Raw genomic sequence first — 15734 nt, forward strand, 5'->3', positions numbered from 1 at the left:
ACACAGCCACCAGGGAGAAAGAGAGAAAATCAGCCAGATCTGGCGGGCTCTCACACTGACCCCTCGTGCCTCTTTACAGATGGAAAATCAGCATCGACTATAAGCGCCATCCACTACAGGGAAGCGCGGGTTGATGACATACCAGGAGCTGCAGGCGGCCTACGACAAGCTGCTGCAGGAGAACGAACGGCTCAAGCGGGTCGCCGAGGATGCGCGGGAGAAGCTGGAAGCCGCCATGGACGGCACCGGCCTGTGCATCTGGCAGAACCATGTGCCCACCGGCAAGCTCATCATCTTCAACCGCCGCTGGGGCGCCATGCTCGGCTACCAGCCCAAGGAGCTGTCGGCCCACTTCGACGTCTGGCGCGAGCACCTGCATCCGGAAGACAGGGAGCGGGTGCTACAGGCTTTCTTCGATCACCTGAGCGGCAAGAGCCCGTTTTATCAGGTGATGCACCGGATGATCGCCAAGGATGGCAAGACCACCTGGGTGCTGGATCGGGGCCGGGTGGTGGAGCGGGACGCACAGGGCAACCCCATCCGGGTGATGGGTACCCACATCGACATCACCCACGAGAAAGAGTACGAGCAGCAGCTGGCCCAGCTGGCCCACCGGGATCCCCTCACCGGCCTGCTCAACCGCACCGCGTTGCAGCGCCAGTTCCCGCAGGAGTACCAGGCGATCTGCTTCATCGATCTCGACGACTTCAAGCAGGTCAACGACAACCTGGGCCATCGCGCCGGCGACGAGCTGCTGATCGCCCTCACTCGCCGGCTGCGCGACTGCTGCGAGGAGGGGGTGAAGATAGGCCGGCTCGGCGGCGACGAATTCGTGCTGCTGCTGCCCTGGACCAGCGACGATCCCCGTACCAGCCACCTGGCCCGCCAGTGCATCAACGCCATCTCCACCCCGTTCGAGCTGCCCAACGGCGACGCCTCGGTGGGATTGAGCATGGGGATTGCGGCGATCCGGCCGCAGGATGATTTCAGCACGGCGCTGGCTCGCGCCGATCAGGCCATGTATCGGGTCAAGCGCAGCGGCAAGCGGGGCTTCTACGTCTCCCAGCCAAGCGGCCAGCCGCTGCTGGATCAGGAGCAGGTCAACGAACGGGGGCTCGGCCACCAGCCTCGCTGCTGACGGCCCGGCTCAGCTGCGCTGCCAGCGCCGCAGCAGGCGCCCGCGCAGGCCGCAATCGAGCAGCCAGCTGTTGTCGAACACCCGCAGCAGCGCCGGCTTGGCGTGGCGGGACATGGCCACCGCGTGAAAGCGGGTCTGCTGCTTGCGCTGGCGGTTCATCCGCTCCAGCAGGCTGTGGGGCAGGCTCTGGGCGATGAAGTCGGAGACCACCAGCACGTCCGCCTTGGCAAAGGCGGGGTCATCCAGCTTGATCAGGGCCTTCTCGAGGCAGGGCACCAGATCGGTGCCACCGTGAAAACTCATGGAGAGGAAGCGCTCCGCCTTGTCGAGCCCGGTGTCGGCGGTGATCTCCAGGGTCGCCACCTCGGTGGAGAAGAGCATCAGGTAGCAGCCCCGCTTCTCGTCCATCGCCACCTTGAGCAGCGCCAGAAACAGCGCCTTGGCGCACTCCTCCGGGTATCCCCCCATGGAGCCCGAAGTGTCGATGCAGACGATGAAGGGCCCCCGCTGCTGCAACTGCCGCCCACCGAGTTCCGGGGTGCGCAGCATGATGCGCTGGCGCGGCAGGGTGCCGCGCGACTGGTAGCTGAGCAGGCGCCGCTCCAGATAGCGGCGGTAGAACTCCAGTTCCAGCTCAGGCAGCGCCAGCATCACCGCCTCGCTCGGCAACAGTCGCATCAGATCGCTGGCGGGGTGAATGCCCACCAGATCGTCCGGCACGTCGTCGGTCTGCACCTCTTCCAGCTCGTGCACCTGCACCGGCGGCACCGGCGAGTCGTTGGCCCGGTTGTCCTGCTGGCTGCGCCCCAGCAGGTTGGCGATCTCCGCCAGCAGCGGCTCGCGCTGCAACATGCGGGCGTACTGCTTGACCAGCACCAGGCTGCGCTTGTGCCAACTGCCCTGCGCCAGGTCCCACAGCCCGCCGGCGGAGATCTGGTTGGGGTCCAGCGCATCGGCCAGAGTGCGGCTCGCCAGCAGCTGATCTTCGATCTCCTGGCGCTGCTTCTCCCGCTCCGCCTCGGCGATCTGCTGCTGCAACTGCAGCAGACTGCCCACCAGGCTGGTGCGCCACTTCTCGATCAGCAGCTGGCGCTGGCTGTCGGTGGGGTGGGCCATCAGCTGGCGCACCAGGCTCCGCGCCTCGCCAGCGAAGGGACTGTACTGCTCCAGCCCATCCAGCAGGGCCGGCAAGCGTCCCATCAGCTCGGCCAGCGGCAACCCCTTGTGGGCCTGATAGAGGCGATACTCCTGCTCCAGCGCCACCGGCACCGGCTTGTGGCGCATCTCCTCCCCCAGCTGTTCGCTCCAGCGGCGGATGCGCTTTTTCAACAATTTGCCCTGCAGCGGAGAACGCTTGATGAACTCGGAGATCTTGGGGGTAGAGGCCAACAGCAGTGCCATCTCGCCCGCCAGCTCCCCCTCGCCGATAAGCAGCCCCAGATCCATCATGCCGATCTCAAGCATGGCGACCTCCGCCGACCGGGCTCACCACAGTCCCTTTCGCGCTCGCCATGGTTCAGGCGTCCAGCTGCGGCAGCCGGTCGTGCCAGTGGCTGAGGTCGGTGCGCAGCTGGTCCAGATCCCGGTTCAGCACGAAGAAGCTGTCCTCCACCTGCTGCAGCCAGTGGCGGCCGATGAAGAGGTGCTGCTGATGGCGCTCGAACAGGTTGCGCTGGCGCTTGAGCTCCTGCGCCAGCACGCCAGCCTCTGCCAGCAGCCCGGTCAGGGCGGCCTGCCAGGGGGCGATCACCACCTCGGGGATGGGGTTGCGCTCCACCAGCACCAGGGGGATTTGCTGGCGCTGCAAGTCCAGCACGTGCAGCCGCAGTTCGTCGTCCAGCACCAGCTCGTAGTGGCCCTCCTTGGGGTTGCCGAGCGGCCAGCCCACCAGTGCCTCGCCGGTGGGATGCCAGTGGGAGAGCAGGGTGCGGTCGAACACCAGCGTCTCAACCAGCCGCTCCGGATCGTCGCCATCCAGCGCCGCCGGGGTGAGCAGGTGGAAGTGCGCCAGTTTGCCGAACGGGCGGGCGTTGGCCAGCGGGATCTGGATGCCGCGGGCGCGGCGCCCGAACCACTGCTGGCGCTTTCTGGCCTTGCAGCACAGGCGCTGGGCCACGCTCTGTTTGAGCAGCTTGAACTGCTCCCGCAGCCCCATCAGTTGACGGGTCATGGCCAGCTGCTGATAGCCGTAGAGACGGGAGAACTCGGTCATCATCTCCAGCAGGGCGGTGCGCGAGGCCTCGTCATGCCAGAGGCAATCCTTGAACAGCAGCAGATCGAGCGGGGCCACCTCGTCGCGGCCGTTGAAAAAGGCGCTCGCCTTGATGAGCCTGACGGCCTTCTTCCAGCGCCGATCCGACACGTAGCAGCTGTGGGCCAGCTGGCTGTCGAGCTGCTGGCGCAGTTGATAGATGAGCTCGAAGCAGTCGTCCGGCAACCGGATCCGGTCGATCTGCTCCTGCCACTCCAGGTACTCCTCGCCGTGGATCTGCACCGAGGGCGGCAGATTCTGGTGGGATTGGCCGTCGCTGGCCAGCATGGCCTGGAAGTTGGCCTTCTCCTGCACCCGGTCCATCCAGATCCGCACCAGCATGCGGTCGTAGAGCGCCTCCAGCCCGCTGTCGGGGGCCGGCAGCTCGTTGGAGGCGGTCACCAGCAGCCGCATGGGGATGGGGTGCTGGCTGTCGCCGTTGCGAAACTGCCGCTCGTTGATGGCGGTCAGCAGGGTGTTGAGGATGGCGGGGCCTGCCTTCCAGATCTCGTCGAGGAACACCACCTCGGCCTCAGGCAGGTAGCCGGCGGTGAGCCGCAGATACTTGCCATCCTCCTTCAGCGCCTGAATGGAGAGGGGGCCGAACACCTCCTCCGGCGTGCTGAAGCGGGTCATCAGGTATTCGAAGTGGCGGGCATCGAAGAAGGCCAGCTTGAGGCGCCGCGCGATCAGGCTCTTGGCGATGCCGGGCGGGCCCAGCAGAAACACGCTCTCGCCGCACAGGGCCGCCAGCAGGCCGAGCCGCAGGGCATCCTGGCGCTCGTAGAGCCCCTCGCCGAGGGCCGACAGCAGGCGTGGCAGGCGCTCGTGAATGGGGGCGAGACGAAGATTCTGTGATGCTAAAGGTGGCATAGGCACACTTCCGATACTGGGGTTGTCTGGAACCGGCACACCCGCGACGCGATCGAAGGTTCCCTGTCCTGCTTGTTGGATTGTCGGGAGGCCGCCTGTGGCTCGCTCCGGCCGGTTGCCGAGCGCCGGGCCGCCTCACCTGGCTAAAACATACCGCAAAAGATGCAGCAAAACGCGTTCGAGTGTACCCTGCGCAGAGCTTTTTTCATCAATGCAGATCAAGACTGAGTCATCGTCCATGCAAGATCCAGTGCAGCTGACCACAGCGCGGGAGCCCGCCCCCAAGCAACCTGACCAGGCATCCGATCGCCTGCGGCAACACCTGCTGGCCCGGATGGGCATCCCAAGCTGGCAACTGCGCCGGCCAGCCCTGCTGGCGGGCCATCAGATTGCGCCCGCGCCGGCCAATGAGATCCCGGCAAGTGAGCAGGAGGCAGCCCCCGCCTCGGCCGTGCCGAGCGAGCCACCAAGCGGCAAGCTCTGGATCCTGGCGAGCCGGCTGCCCGCCCCCGGCCTGCTGGCGGATCTCTGCCAGCTGCTCGGCATCGGCAGCGACGAGGTCAACCTGTTGAGCAGCCTGCCCGTTGGCCACACTCCGCCCCTGCTCTGGCTGGAGGCGGCCGATCCCGCCTGGCCAGAGGCCCTGATCTGTCCGCTCGCGCCCAGCCCGGCCCAGAAACGGGCGCTGTGGCAGCAGCTCAAGGGGCGCCTCGGCTGAGCGCCGCGCCCCACCCTCTCTTCGTTCAGCCGCCCCGACCCGGAGCCATCATGGTGCAATTTCGTCCCCTGCTCGAGACCGACTTCGAGCTCATCTACCCCATCGAACAGGCTGCCCACAAGGAGCCCTGGAGCCAGGCCAACCTGCTCTCCTGCTTCGGGCCGCGCTACCTCAACGGCCTGCTGCTGGTCGACGGCCAGCCGGCCGGTTTCTACATCTCGGATCTGGTGGCGGGCGACAGCTCGCTGATGAACATCTGCGTGCACCCCGACTTTCAGGGCAAGGGGCTGGGGCGGGTGCTGCTCAAGGAGTACCTCACCCGCAGCAAGGCCAACAAGGCCGAGGCCTGGTTCCTCGAGGTGCGGGCCGGCAACAGCACCGCCATCAGCCTCTACGAAAGCGAAGGGTTTGCCGAGTACTGCCGGCGCGCCGACTACTACGGCACCGGCCAGGATCGGGAAGATGCCGTGCTGATGTCCCGCCTGTTCGACTTCGGCTAAGCCGCCGCGCTACATCTGCGGCACTACATCTGCAGCACTACAGCAGCGGTGCGTTGTCGAGGGCCGGATCCTGCAGGCTCTGAGTGGTGTGCAGCACCGCCTCGAACCCGGCGGCAGAGAGCGGCATGAAGAAGCCGCGCTGCCAAGTCACCCCGGGCATCCAGATCTGCTGGATATCCACCACTATCTTGATGGGCTTGAGCGGCTCGCCCGGCTGCTGCACATAGATGCCTGGCGGCGTTGCCACCTGCGGGAAGCGGCGCAGAATGTGCTCGCTGCCATCCCCCGCATCCGGGTTGAGGCGCACCTTGACCAGCCGGGCCAGCACCGGCGCCATCTCCGCTGACTGCCACAGGGTAGTATCCAGCAGCTTGCAGCGCCGGCATTTGGCGCGCTCGATCACGTAGAGCAGCGGATAGCCCTTTTGCAAGGCCAGCTGCTGCGCCTGCGCGTAGCCCTCGGCGCCGCTCAGCCAGGGGTTGTCCTCCTAGCTCCCCGTGCCTCCCAGCGTAAACCAGAGGCCGCCGGCCCCCGCCAATAACAGCAATACCCCGGTCACCACCCCCTTGATGCCGACACTCATTGTTCACCCTCCCTGAATGGCTCCGCATGTCAGACCCCATCATGCCTCAAGCTCACCCTAATTGACGACTTTGTGATCCAAGACAAATGGCGAACACTTGTAAGCTGTAATCTTAGAGTTTAAACTCCAGCGCGATTTTCAGTGCCCCTTAGGGCGTACAACTGTTACTTGAGGATGTCTGACTGATGCCGAAACACCACCTGGTTCGACTGATGCGGGAGCGTATCGCCCGGCTTGGCAACAAGGCCGCTCTGCGCGTACAACAGGATGGCCAGTGGCGTGCCATCGGCTGGCGTACTCTGGGACAGGCCATGGACTACTGTGCCCAGGCGCTGATCCGCGCCGGCCACCAGCCCACCGAGATGGTCGGCATCTATGCCCGCAACATGCCGGAGTGGACCCAGGCCGATCTCGGCATCCTGGCCGCCCGCGGCGTCAGCGTCCCCATCTACCCCACCAGCACGCTCGATCAGCTGCGCTACATCGTCAAAGATGCCGGCATCAAGGTGCTGTTCGTCGGCGAACAGCCTCAGTACGACCAGGCGCTGCAACTGATTGAAAGCGGCGAGATCCGCCAGCTGGTCGCCCTCGACGGCAGCGTCAACCTGCGCGGCTGCCCGCAGGCAAGCCACTTCCAGACGTTCCTGGTCTCCGGCAACCACCAGCCCAGCGAGCAGGTGCTGCGCGAGCGCGAGAGCCAGTACCGCATGGATGACCTGCTGACCCTGATCTACACCTCCGGCACCACCGGCGAGCCCAAAGGGGTGATGCTCGATTTCGCCAACATCGCCGCCTGCTTCGAGATGCACAACAGCCGCCTCGATCTGAACGAGCAGGATGTGTCGCTCTGCATGCTGCCGCTCAGCCACGTGTTCGAGCGGGCCTGGAGCTACTACGTGCTCTATTGCGGCGCCGAGAACGTCTACATCCGCGATCCGCAGAAGGTGATGGATGTCATCGGCGAGGTGCAGCCGACCGTGATGTGCGCCGTGCCACGTCTCTACGAGAAGGCCTACGCCATGATCCAGGCCAGGGTGGCCCAGGCGCCGCGTCTGCGCCAGGCCCTGTTCGGCTGGGCCACCAAAGTGGGCAAGCAGATGGTCGCTACCCGCCAGGCGGGCAAGACCGCCTCGCCGCTGCTCTACGGCCAGCTCTGGCTCGCCGAGCGACTGGTGTTTCGCAAGCTGCGCGCCCGCTTCGGCGGCCGTACCCGCTTCTTGCCGGTGGCCGGCGCCCGCCTCGCCGACGAGGTTAACTTCTTCTTCCAGGCCATGGGGCTCAACCTCAAGTACGGCTACGGCATGACTGAGACCACCGCCACCGTCTGCTGCTACGAAGACAGCCAGTTCAAGCTGGGCTCCATCGGCACGGCGCTCTGCGGCATCGAGGTGAAACTGGGTGAGAACAACGAGTTGCTGGTGCGCTCCCCCACCGTGATGCGCGGCTACTACAACAAGCCGGAAGCGACCGCCGAGGTGATGACCGAGGATGGTTTCCTGCGTACCGGTGATGCTGGCGAACTCGACAGCGAAGGCAACATCTACTTCACCGAGCGCCTCAAGGAGCTGATGAAGACCTCCAACGGCAAGTACGTGGCCCCGCAACTGGTGGAAGGCACCATCGGCAAGGATCGCTTCATCGAGCAGATCGCCATCGTCGCCGATGCCCGCCACTTCGTGTCGGCGCTGATCGTGCCCTGCTTCGAGTCGCTGGAAGAGTACGCCCGCTCCATCAACCTGCAGTACCAGTGCAAGACCGAACTGCTGCGCCACTCCAAGGTGGTGGAGTTCTTCGAGGCACGCATCCAGGATCTGCAAAAAGAGCTGGCCAAGTTCGAGCAGGTGAAGAAGTTCACCCTGCTGCCGAGCGCCTTCTCCATGGAGCTGGGCGAACTGACTCCCACCATGAAGCTGCGCCGCAAGATCATCGAGTCCAAGTACCAGAGCGAGATCGAGGCCATGTATAACCATGTCTGAGTACAACCACGTCTGATACCGCTCGGGTTCAAGGAAATAAAAAAGCCGCTTCAAGAGCGGCTTTTTGCTGTTTGTCCGTCACTTACGGCAGCTTGACCAAGGGTTGCTCGCGCAGTTCGGTAGGGCGACCAGCCTGGATCTGCTCCACTCTGGCCAGAGCCTGTTTCACCTCGTCGGCGTTCTGCAGCAGGCGGTAGGTCAGATCGAAGGTCTTGGTCTCTCCCGGCTGGATTTTGGGGACCAGCCCCAGCGGGCGCTGGTACTTGGTGCTGTAGGCATAGCTGGTGCCGGGTTCGATGCCGGTCACATAGCCCTGAGCCCGGGTGTCGGTGTTCTTCCACAGGGTCAGCACCGGCAACTGCCTGGTGTTGTAGCCCACCGCCACCCCGGCACTGCCTGCCCGGTTGTTCAGCACCGCCAGGGTGTTGCCCTCGGCGTCGCTGTAGGGCACCAGATTGAACACCATCTCATCGAAGCCCTTGGTCGGCCCCAGATAGGTTTGCCAGCTCTTCAGCCCCCCCTTGGCGTAGTCGTTGAACGGGGAGATCTGCTTCACCGGGGAGCTGACGCGCGCGCCCTCCTCCAGGATGGGGGCCCCGAAGTTGCCGTGGTAGATGATCTGGTACTCGTTCTCGTAGTCGGCGTGGTTGGTCAGCTTGTCTTGCAGGGCAAACTCCGCCTGACCGGGCACGATGCTGAGCTGGGTCCAGGTGACCAGCTCGCTCATCTTGAAGGTGCGCTCGTCCACCCGGCCCAGCACGTGAATGGCGTAGGGTGGCTCCTCGTCTATGGTCACGCTGACCACGGAGGCCGGAATGTTCTGCACCCGGCCATGCAGACTCTTGAGGCGGCCGTCGTCATCTACTCCCGGGTGACCGGTCCACTCGTAGCCACAGCGCACCAGCATCTCGTTGAAGCCATCGAGCCAGCCGAGCCCGGCGCGGCTCTCCAGATCGATGAAGGCCGGATTGACCACCTCCTTGACCGGCGAATCCCAGCCGAGACGCAAGTCGGCGGCTCTGACCTCCTTGATCCCCATGCCACGGGTCGGGATCAGGGTTATCTTCATCACCCCGTTGTCGACAATCAGCAGGTCTACCCCCTCCTGACGCCCGCCATGCAGCCGTTTCTTCTCGATGCTGAACGGTGCCGGACTCTTGATCCCCAGCTTGTCGCTGGTGATTTTCCAGTCCCCCACATCCAGCCCCTGCTGGGAGTCGGTCAGCAGGAATTCGGCAGCCTGGCTCGAGCTGGCGCCCAGCGCGAACAGTACGGCAATGGAAAGTCTCTTCAACATGGATTTATCCTCGTGTCTCTTGTTTTTGTGAAAGCTGAATCGTTTCAGTTATCGAGAAATTAGGCGGCAAGCCCATCAGACTCAAGCTGCAAAAGAGGAAAATGTGAGCCGATTGACAATAAAACCGCCCATCGCGCTGCTGAAGTGAAGGCTGACTCACAGTTATTTTCGGGCCCGTGACGGCCAACCGCCCACTGGAGAGCGAGAATAAAAAAGCCGCTCCGAAGAGCGGCTTGCAGCAGAAGTGGATCCCGTCAGGCCGGGGTCTTGCTGGTCCCGAAGTAATCGGCCAGGAAGTCGTCGAACGACAGGCTGTCGCTGCGCTCGCGTTCCCGCTGCTTGGCCAGCGAGTCGCGGGCCTCGCCGGCAAAGTAGGCCTCGTCCCAGTACTGCAGCTCACCGGCCAGCATCTCTTCCCGGTAGCGGTTGGCCAGCTCGTCGCCGAAGCAGCCATTGTCCTGGCCGCTCTCCAGCAACTGCTTGAGCAGGCGGGCTGAGTAGGTGAGCTCGGGGTTGAGCAGCTTCTCGCGGTGCATCGCCAGGGTCTCGCGGTAGCGGTTGCGACCGCAGCAGCGATCCAGCAGCGCGGCGACCTCGGCCAGCTCGTCGAACAGCTTGAGACCGTACTCCTTCAGGCCGATGGCATGACCCTGCTCGTCTTCCAGCTCGAGGCCGGGACGACGCCCCTCCAGCACCACCTTGGTCTGGTTGCGGCGATTGCGGGCAATCTCCTCGTCGCCCAGCACCGGGGACGGGCGCAGCAGGCACCAGACCAGGAACAGGTCGAAGAAGCGGATCTGATCAACCTCGATGCCGTACGGGGTGAAGGGGTTCACATCCACGGTGCGCAGCTCGATGTATTCGATGCCGCGCTGCTCCAGCGCGTCCGACGGCTTCTCGCCGCTGCGCGGGGTGCGCTTGGGCCGGATCGGAGCGTACAGCTCGTTCTCCAGCTGCAGCACGTTGTCGTTGAGCTGACGGTACTCGCCGTTCACCTTGACGCCGATCTTGGCGAAGTCGGGATCATGGGTGTTGATGGCACGACGCAGGCTGCTGACATAGGCCGGCAGGCTGTCGTGACTGATCTTGAGCCCCGCCTGGGCGCTGTTGGTGTAGCCCAGATCCGACAGCCGCAGCGCGGTGGCATAAGGCAGATAGAGGGTGCCCTTGCCGGTCTTCTGGAACGGCAGATTGCTCTTGCGCCCCTTCAGGAAGGAGTCGCAGATGGCTGGCGAGGCGCCGAACAGATAGGGCACCAGCCAGCCGAAGCGGTAGACGTTGCGGATCAGCCCCATGTACTTGTCGGAGATGAAGCGCTGGCTGCAGCACCCCTCGCACACCAGCTCCTGCCACTCGCACCAGAAGCTGTCCGGCATGGAGAAGTTGAAGTGCACCCCGGCGATCACCTGCATCAGGCTGCCGTAGCGGTTCTTCAGCCCCTGCCGGTAGAGGGTCTTCATCCGGCCGATGTTGGAGCTGCCGTACTGGGCCAGCCGGATGTTCTCCTCGTCGCCGACGAAGCAGGGCATGGACAGCGGCCAGATCCGTTCATCACCGAGATGGTGGATGGTGTGACGGTGGATGTCGCCAAGCTGTTCCATCAGGCTGTCGATGGAGTCGGTGGCCGGCGTGATGAACTCCAGCAGGCTCTCCGAGTAGTCGGTGGTGATGTTGGCATGGGTCAGCGCCGAGCCCAGACTGCGGGGGTGATCGGTCTGGGCCAGGGTTCCTTCCGGGGTGATGCGCAGACATTCACGTTCGATCCCGCGCCGGATCCCCTTGAGGGCGGTCAGCCGTTCCGGCGAACCCAGGGCGGTCAACAACTCGGTGAGTGACAAGCTTGTCGTAGTCATATTCACGGCTCATGTGTGGCCGCCCCACAGGGGGGCGGCGCTCTTTATTATGTAGCGCCCTCAGGGCAGCTGCAGCGGATAGATGGGAAGATGAAGCTCCTTCAAGGGTTTTTCAAGCTTTTGCTTGTCCCCCACCACCACAATCACCATCTCGGCCGGGTCAAGCCAGCGTGCCGCACTGGCCTTGAGCGTCTCGGCCGACACCGTCTTGATCAGGTTGTTCTGGGCCTGCACATAGTCCGGCTTCAGGTCGTACATGATCATCTGCAGCAGGAAGCCCGCCTTCTGGCCCAAGGTCTCGTAGGAGAGGGCATCCTGCTGGGAGACGGCGCTGCGCATGTAGGCGAGCTCCACCGGAGTCGGGCCGTTCTTGCGGTAGTTGTCCATCTCCTTGAGGAACTGGCGGATGGCATCCGCAGTCGCATCGGCCCGCACATTGGCACCGGTGGCGAAGGTACCCGCCTCGCGGTTGGCGGAGAAGCCCGAGCTGGCACCATAGGTGTAGCCCTTGTCTTCGCGCAGGTTGAGATTGATGCGGCTGTTGAAGTTGCCGCCCAGGTTGAAGTTCATCAGCCCGGCGGTGAAGTAGTCACCCGTGGTATCGAACGGCATGGCGCGGCGGCCGATACGGATCACCGACTGGGGCGCCCCCGGCTTGTCCACCAGATAGATGCCCGGCTTTGCCTGCTCACCCGCCGGCTTGAGGCTGCCCAGAGAGGGCTCGGCCCCCTTCCACTGGGTCAGGAAGGCGAGTTGATCCTCCACCTGGGCCTGGGTCACGTCACCCACCACCACCACCTTGGCGTTGGTCGGGTTGTAGTAGTTCTGATAGAAGCGCTTCACGTCCGCCAGGGTCAGCTTCTCGACATCGGCCAGCACGCCGTCACCCGGTTGACCGAGGCGGTTCTGCTTGCCGTAGACCAGTTCGCGGAATGCCTGACCGGCCAGCCACTCCGGCTGCTGCTCGCTCTGCTTCATCCCTTGCAGCATCTGCGCCTTGACCCGCTCGAAGTCGGCTTCGCGCATGCCGGGCCGCTCGAACACCTCGCGTACCAGCGCCAGGGTCTGCGGCAGCTTGTCGGTCAGGCTGCTGATGGTGACCAGGTTGTTGTACTGGGCGCTGGAGACGCTGACGCTGGAGCCGAGCTTTTGCAGCTCGTCGCTGAGCTGGGCCTCGGTCAAACGCACCGAGCCCTGCCCCATCATGCTGGCGGTGAGGCTGGCCAGCCCCAGTTCGCCCTTGCCCTCGGCCCGCATGCCACCCGGCAGGGCGACCATGATGGAAACGGCGGGAATTTCGTCGCTCTGGGTGCCGATGATCTCGATCCCCTTGTCGAGCTTGCCGTGCCAGATGGCGGGCACCTTGACGCTCACCGCATCGGCCGCCTTGGGCTGCACGCTGCGATCAAAATCGTCTTTCACCGGTCGCTCGGCCAGCACCTGATCATGCTTGGCATAGTCCGGCAGCTCGCGCTTGGCCGGGGTGAAGTTCGGTTTGGCGGCCTGCCAGTCGCTCTTGCCCTTGGGCACCACGCTCAGCACCACCGCCGGCTTGTTCAGGATGAACTTGTCGTAGGCGGTCTTGACCTGCTCCGGGGTCACCTTGCCGATGGCATCCAGGCTCTTGAAGACATAGTTGGGATCCTGGGCGAACACCTGGCCCATGGCGAGCTGGCTCACCTTGCCGGAGACGCTGTCCAGACCCCAGATGGCCGAGGCGCGATAGCTGTTGATCGCCTTCTCCAGATCCTCAGGCTTGAGGCCGCGACCGGCGAACTCGCCGATCACCTTGTCCACCTCGCTCTTGAGGGTCTTCAGGCTGCCGTCCACCGCCGGGTTGGGATAGGCGTAGACGGTCAGAGTACAGGCCAGCTCCTCGCAGTAGTGGGAGGCGCCCGCATCAATCGCCTTGCCGCTCTTGACCAGCGACTGGTAGAGCATGGAGCTGGCGCTGCCGCCCAGCACATCGGCAAACATGTCGAGCGCCGGCTCCTGCGGATCGCCGAGCGACACGGTCGGGTAGCTGATGTAGAGCAGCGGCAGATGCACCTTGTCCTCAAGCGTCACATAACGGGTCTCGGGCAGGGTGACGGGCTGGGGGGTCGGCTCGGCCACGTCCGGGCCACGCGGGATGGAGCCGAAATACTGCTCAATCCAGGCCAGCGCCTGCTTGGTATCGAAGTCGCCGCCCAGGGTCAGGGTGGCATTGTTGGGGCCATACCAGCGCAGGAAAAACTGCTTGAGGTCGTTGACGTCGACCCGGTCGAGATCCTCCACGTAGCCGATGGGCTGCCAGGAGTAGGGGTGGGTGCGCGGGTAGAGCGCCTCCCCCACCTTCTCGCTCACCAGACCGTAGGGCTGATTGTCGATGCGCTGGGCCCGCTCGTTCTTGACGGTGGCGCGCTGGATCTCGAACTTCTTCTGGCTCACCGCGTCGAGCAAGAAGCCCATGCGGTCGGCCTCCAGCCACAGCACCTTCTCCAGCTGGTTGGCCGGCACGGTCTCGTAGTAGTTGGTGCGGTCCTTGTTGGTGGTGCCGTTCATGTCACCGCCAGCTTCGTTGATGATCCGCATGTGCTCCTGATCCCCCACATGCTTGGAGCCCTGGAACATCATGTGCTCGAAGAAGTGGGCGAAACCGGACTTGCCCACCTGCTCGCGGGCCGAGCCCACGTGGTAGGTGACGTCCAGGTGCACCAGGGGATCGGATTTGTCGGGCGCCAGAATGACGGTCAGGCCGTTGTCCAGCTTGTACATCTGATAGGGAATGCCGAGTTTGCCCTCTTCCTTGACCTGTTCCGACACCAGGGTGGGTGCCGCCAGCACGGGCAGGGAGAAGCCCAGAAGCATGCTTAATGGAATGAGTTTGTTCACGGTTACCTCGTGAGTGAAGCTAGAAGATCTGCCTGGCCAGCAGAAAGACCAAGGCATAACGCAACAATTTGCCGAGCCCGATGAGAATGAGAGAGCGCCAGAAGGAGAGGCGCAGCCAGCCGGCCAGCAGACAGAGACCATCGCCGATCACCGGCGTCCAGGCCAGCAGCAGACACCAGTGGCCATGTTGTTTGAGCCAGCCGAGGGCTTTTTGTTCCCCACGGCCTTGAAAATCTTCCGGTTTTTTCTTGAAGGTGGCGAGCCAGCCGAGCCACCAGGTGGTCATGGAGCCGAGGGTATTGCCCAGCGTCGCCCACAGCAGCAGGCTGGCCATGCTCCACTCCCCCTTGGTCGCCATGGCCCCCAGCAGCACTTCCGAGCTGCCGGGCAGCAGGGTGGCGGAGGTGAAGGCGCTCAGAAACAGCCAGCCGAGCCCCAGTTCGGTGATGCCATTCATCCGGCCAGGTCGTCCGCGGCGGGCATGCGCAGCAACAGCTTGCCACGCACGTGGCCCTGCTCGATGGCCTGATGGGCCAGCGCCCCCTCGGCCAGGGTATACTCCCCGGCGACCGTGACCTGAACCTCACCCTGACGCAGCAGGGTCAGCATCTGGCTCAGCTGCTGGCGGTCGGGGTGTACCAGCATGCCGAGCACCTCGATGGCGCTGCCGGCCGCGGCATCCTTGATCTGCTGGGCACTGATGGTGGGCACCGTCACCAGCCGGCCACCCGGCTTGACGCAGGCGAGCGCCGCCTTGCCGCTCTCGCCACCCACCAGATCCAGCACCAGATCGACCTGGCCCACTTGGGCTACCCAGTCTGCGTCATGGTAATCCACCATCCCACTGGCCCCCAGCCCGTGCAGGAAGCTGTGGTTGTCGCGACTCGCCGTCGCCACTACCTCGGCGCCATAGGCGCTGGCAAACTGCACCGCCAGGTGGCCGACACCGCCGGCACCGGCCAGGATCAGCACCCGCTGCCCTGCCTTGAGGGCGCCGTGTTCAAACAGCCCCTGCCAAGCGGTGAGGCCCGCCAGCGGCAGCGCCGCCCCTTGCCTGAGGCCAATCTGCTCCAGCCTGACCAGCTCCTCCTCGCGTGCCACCACGGACTCGCCGTAGCCGCCGGCCGCGAGGGGAAAGCCCACCAGGCCGCACACTCGATCCCCCTCGGCCAGCGCGGTGACGCCGGGGCCTATCTTCTCCACCACCCCGGCCACGTCATAACCCGGCGTCCAGGGCAGCTTGTCCTTGTTCTGGGCCGCCGCCCAGCCGAGGCCGGCCCGGGTCTTGGCATCGATGGGGTTGACCCCCGCAAAACAGATGCGCACCCGCACTTCGCCGTCGGCTGGCACCTTGTCTAGGGAAGGGTTGAGCCGAAGTACCGAGGGGTCGCCGAATGCGGTAATCTGTAGCTGCGTCATTGCACAATCCATCCTGTTGATTGATCAAGGGTCAACAGAATAACAGCGAGGACACCATGGCTCGAATGTTTCTTATTCCTCTGTTGCTGGCCCTGGGGTGGTGGGCGTTTCTGCTCTACTTCCGCATCCCGCTCAAACAGGGGGCCAAGGGCTTTTACTGGATCATCGGCATCGGCGGCGGGCTGGCCGCCTTCCTCAGCCTGATGATGGTGCTGACCCACTAGCACAGCCCCCGCGCGGCAATAAAAAGGC

At 64.4% G+C, this 15734-nt stretch carries 12 protein-coding genes and 1 pseudogene; 5 read left to right on the forward strand and 8 right to left on the reverse strand.

The window, feature by feature from the left end; translation table 11 throughout:
• Positions 1-133: 133 nt before the first annotated feature.
• On the forward strand, positions 134-1138 hold the full coding sequence (locus ACPW75_RS16915) for a sensor domain-containing diguanylate cyclase (protein WP_043127922.1): 1005 nt from the start codon (positions 134-136) through the stop codon (positions 1136-1138).
• A 9-nt stretch (positions 1139-1147) separates the two neighbouring features.
• Here ACPW75_RS16915 and viaA read toward each other — a convergent pair whose 3' ends face one another.
• Both viaA and ACPW75_RS16925 read right to left on the reverse strand, forming a co-directional pair.
• Positions 1148-2602: an ATPase RavA stimulator ViaA gene (gene viaA, locus ACPW75_RS16920; protein ID WP_077095917.1), complete on the reverse strand. Its 1455-nt coding sequence runs from the start codon at positions 2600-2602 to the stop codon at positions 1148-1150.
• Between the two features lie 52 nt (positions 2603-2654).
• Positions 2655-4262, reverse strand: a complete 1608-nt coding sequence (locus ACPW75_RS16925) for an ATPase RavA domain-containing protein (protein ID WP_179101380.1) — start codon at positions 4260-4262, stop codon at positions 2655-2657.
• 238 nt (positions 4263-4500) lie between these two features.
• Between ACPW75_RS16925 and ACPW75_RS16930 the strand changes: the two genes are divergently transcribed.
• Complete coding sequence (locus ACPW75_RS16930) at positions 4501-4980, forward strand: DNA polymerase III subunit psi (RefSeq protein WP_077095915.1); 480 nt, start codon at positions 4501-4503, stop codon at positions 4978-4980.
• Positions 4981-5030: 50 nt separating this feature from the next.
• The gene (gene rimI, locus ACPW75_RS16935) at positions 5031-5480 is read left to right on the forward strand and encodes a ribosomal protein S18-alanine N-acetyltransferase (protein ID WP_029301988.1); all 450 of its coding nucleotides are present in this window, start codon (positions 5031-5033) and stop codon (positions 5478-5480) included.
• 37 nt (positions 5481-5517) lie between these two features.
• Here the strand turns inward: rimI and ACPW75_RS16940 are convergent.
• A pseudogene (locus ACPW75_RS16940) lies at positions 5518-6063 on the reverse strand (hypothetical protein).
• A gap of 185 nt (positions 6064-6248) precedes the next feature.
• Between ACPW75_RS16940 and ACPW75_RS16945 the strand changes: the two are divergent.
• A complete protein-coding gene (locus ACPW75_RS16945) occupies positions 6249-8039 on the forward strand; it encodes an AMP-dependent synthetase/ligase (RefSeq protein WP_077095914.1) in 1791 nt (596 codons plus the stop codon).
• Positions 8040-8121: 82 nt separating this feature from the next.
• On the opposite strand, the gene ACPW75_RS16950 is transcribed toward ACPW75_RS16945, so the two are convergent.
• The 5 genes from ACPW75_RS16950 to ACPW75_RS16970 all read right to left on the reverse strand — a co-directional run bounded on the left by ACPW75_RS16950 (position 8122) and on the right by ACPW75_RS16970 (position 15482).
• Positions 8122-9336 carry an aldose 1-epimerase family protein gene (locus tag ACPW75_RS16950; protein WP_077095913.1) on the reverse strand — a complete coding sequence of 405 codons (1215 nt, stop codon included), beginning with the start codon at positions 9334-9336 and terminating at the stop codon, positions 8122-8124.
• Between the two features lie 254 nt (positions 9337-9590).
• Entirely contained in the window at positions 9591-11189 is a 1599-nt protein-coding gene (gene gshA / locus ACPW75_RS16955; protein ID WP_029301984.1) for a glutamate--cysteine ligase, read from the reverse strand.
• Positions 11190-11249: 60 nt separating this feature from the next.
• Entirely contained in the window at positions 11250-14063 is a 2814-nt protein-coding gene (locus tag ACPW75_RS16960) for a M16 family metallopeptidase (RefSeq protein ID WP_077095912.1), read from the reverse strand.
• Positions 14064-14082: 19 nt separating this feature from the next.
• Positions 14083-14520, reverse strand: coding sequence for a YqaA family protein (locus ACPW75_RS16965; RefSeq protein ID WP_029304641.1), 438 nt, complete (start codon positions 14518-14520; stop codon positions 14083-14085).
• Positions 14517-15482 carry an NADP-dependent oxidoreductase gene (locus ACPW75_RS16970; RefSeq protein ID WP_179101379.1) on the reverse strand — a complete coding sequence of 322 codons (966 nt, stop codon included), beginning with the start codon at positions 15480-15482 and terminating at the stop codon, positions 14517-14519. Before ACPW75_RS16970 ends, ACPW75_RS16965 begins: the two co-directional genes overlap by 4 nt.
• Positions 15483-15538: 56 nt before the next feature.
• Here ACPW75_RS16970 and ACPW75_RS16975 point away from each other — a divergent pair, with 56 nt between their 5' ends.
• Positions 15539-15706 (forward strand): hypothetical protein, encoded by a 168-nt coding sequence (locus ACPW75_RS16975; RefSeq protein WP_005308905.1) that lies wholly within the window; start codon positions 15539-15541, stop codon positions 15704-15706.
• The last annotated feature ends 28 nt before the right edge of the window (positions 15707-15734 follow it).

Source organism: Aeromonas sp. FL131, from assembly GCF_049860615.1.
Classification (GTDB): domain Bacteria; phylum Pseudomonadota; class Gammaproteobacteria; order Enterobacterales; family Aeromonadaceae; genus Aeromonas; species Aeromonas hydrophila.

Coding starts and splice junctions, on each gene's coding strand:
- gshA (WP_029301984.1), bottom strand. CDS start 11,189: ATGACTACGACAAGCTTGTCACTCACCGAGTTGTTGACCGCCCTGGGT.
- rimI (WP_029301988.1), top strand. CDS start 5,031: ATGGTGCAATTTCGTCCCCTGCTCGAGACCGACTTCGAGCTCATCTAC.
- ACPW75_RS16965 (WP_029304641.1), bottom strand. CDS start 14,520: ATGAATGGCATCACCGAACTGGGGCTCGGCTGGCTGTTTCTGAGCGCC.
- ACPW75_RS16970 (WP_179101379.1), bottom strand. CDS start 15,482: ATGACGCAGCTACAGATTACCGCATTCGGCGACCCCTCGGTACTTCGG.
- ACPW75_RS16930 (WP_077095915.1), top strand. CDS start 4,501: ATGCAAGATCCAGTGCAGCTGACCACAGCGCGGGAGCCCGCCCCCAAG.
- ACPW75_RS16945 (WP_077095914.1), top strand. CDS start 6,249: ATGCCGAAACACCACCTGGTTCGACTGATGCGGGAGCGTATCGCCCGG.
- ACPW75_RS16925 (WP_179101380.1), bottom strand. CDS start 4,262: ATGCCACCTTTAGCATCACAGAATCTTCGTCTCGCCCCCATTCACGAG.
- ACPW75_RS16950 (WP_077095913.1), bottom strand. CDS start 9,336: ATGTTGAAGAGACTTTCCATTGCCGTACTGTTCGCGCTGGGCGCCAGC.
- ACPW75_RS16975 (WP_005308905.1), top strand. CDS start 15,539: ATGGCTCGAATGTTTCTTATTCCTCTGTTGCTGGCCCTGGGGTGGTGG.
- viaA (WP_077095917.1), bottom strand. CDS start 2,602: ATGCTTGAGATCGGCATGATGGATCTGGGGCTGCTTATCGGCGAGGGG.
- ACPW75_RS16915 (WP_043127922.1), top strand. CDS start 134: ATGACATACCAGGAGCTGCAGGCGGCCTACGACAAGCTGCTGCAGGAG.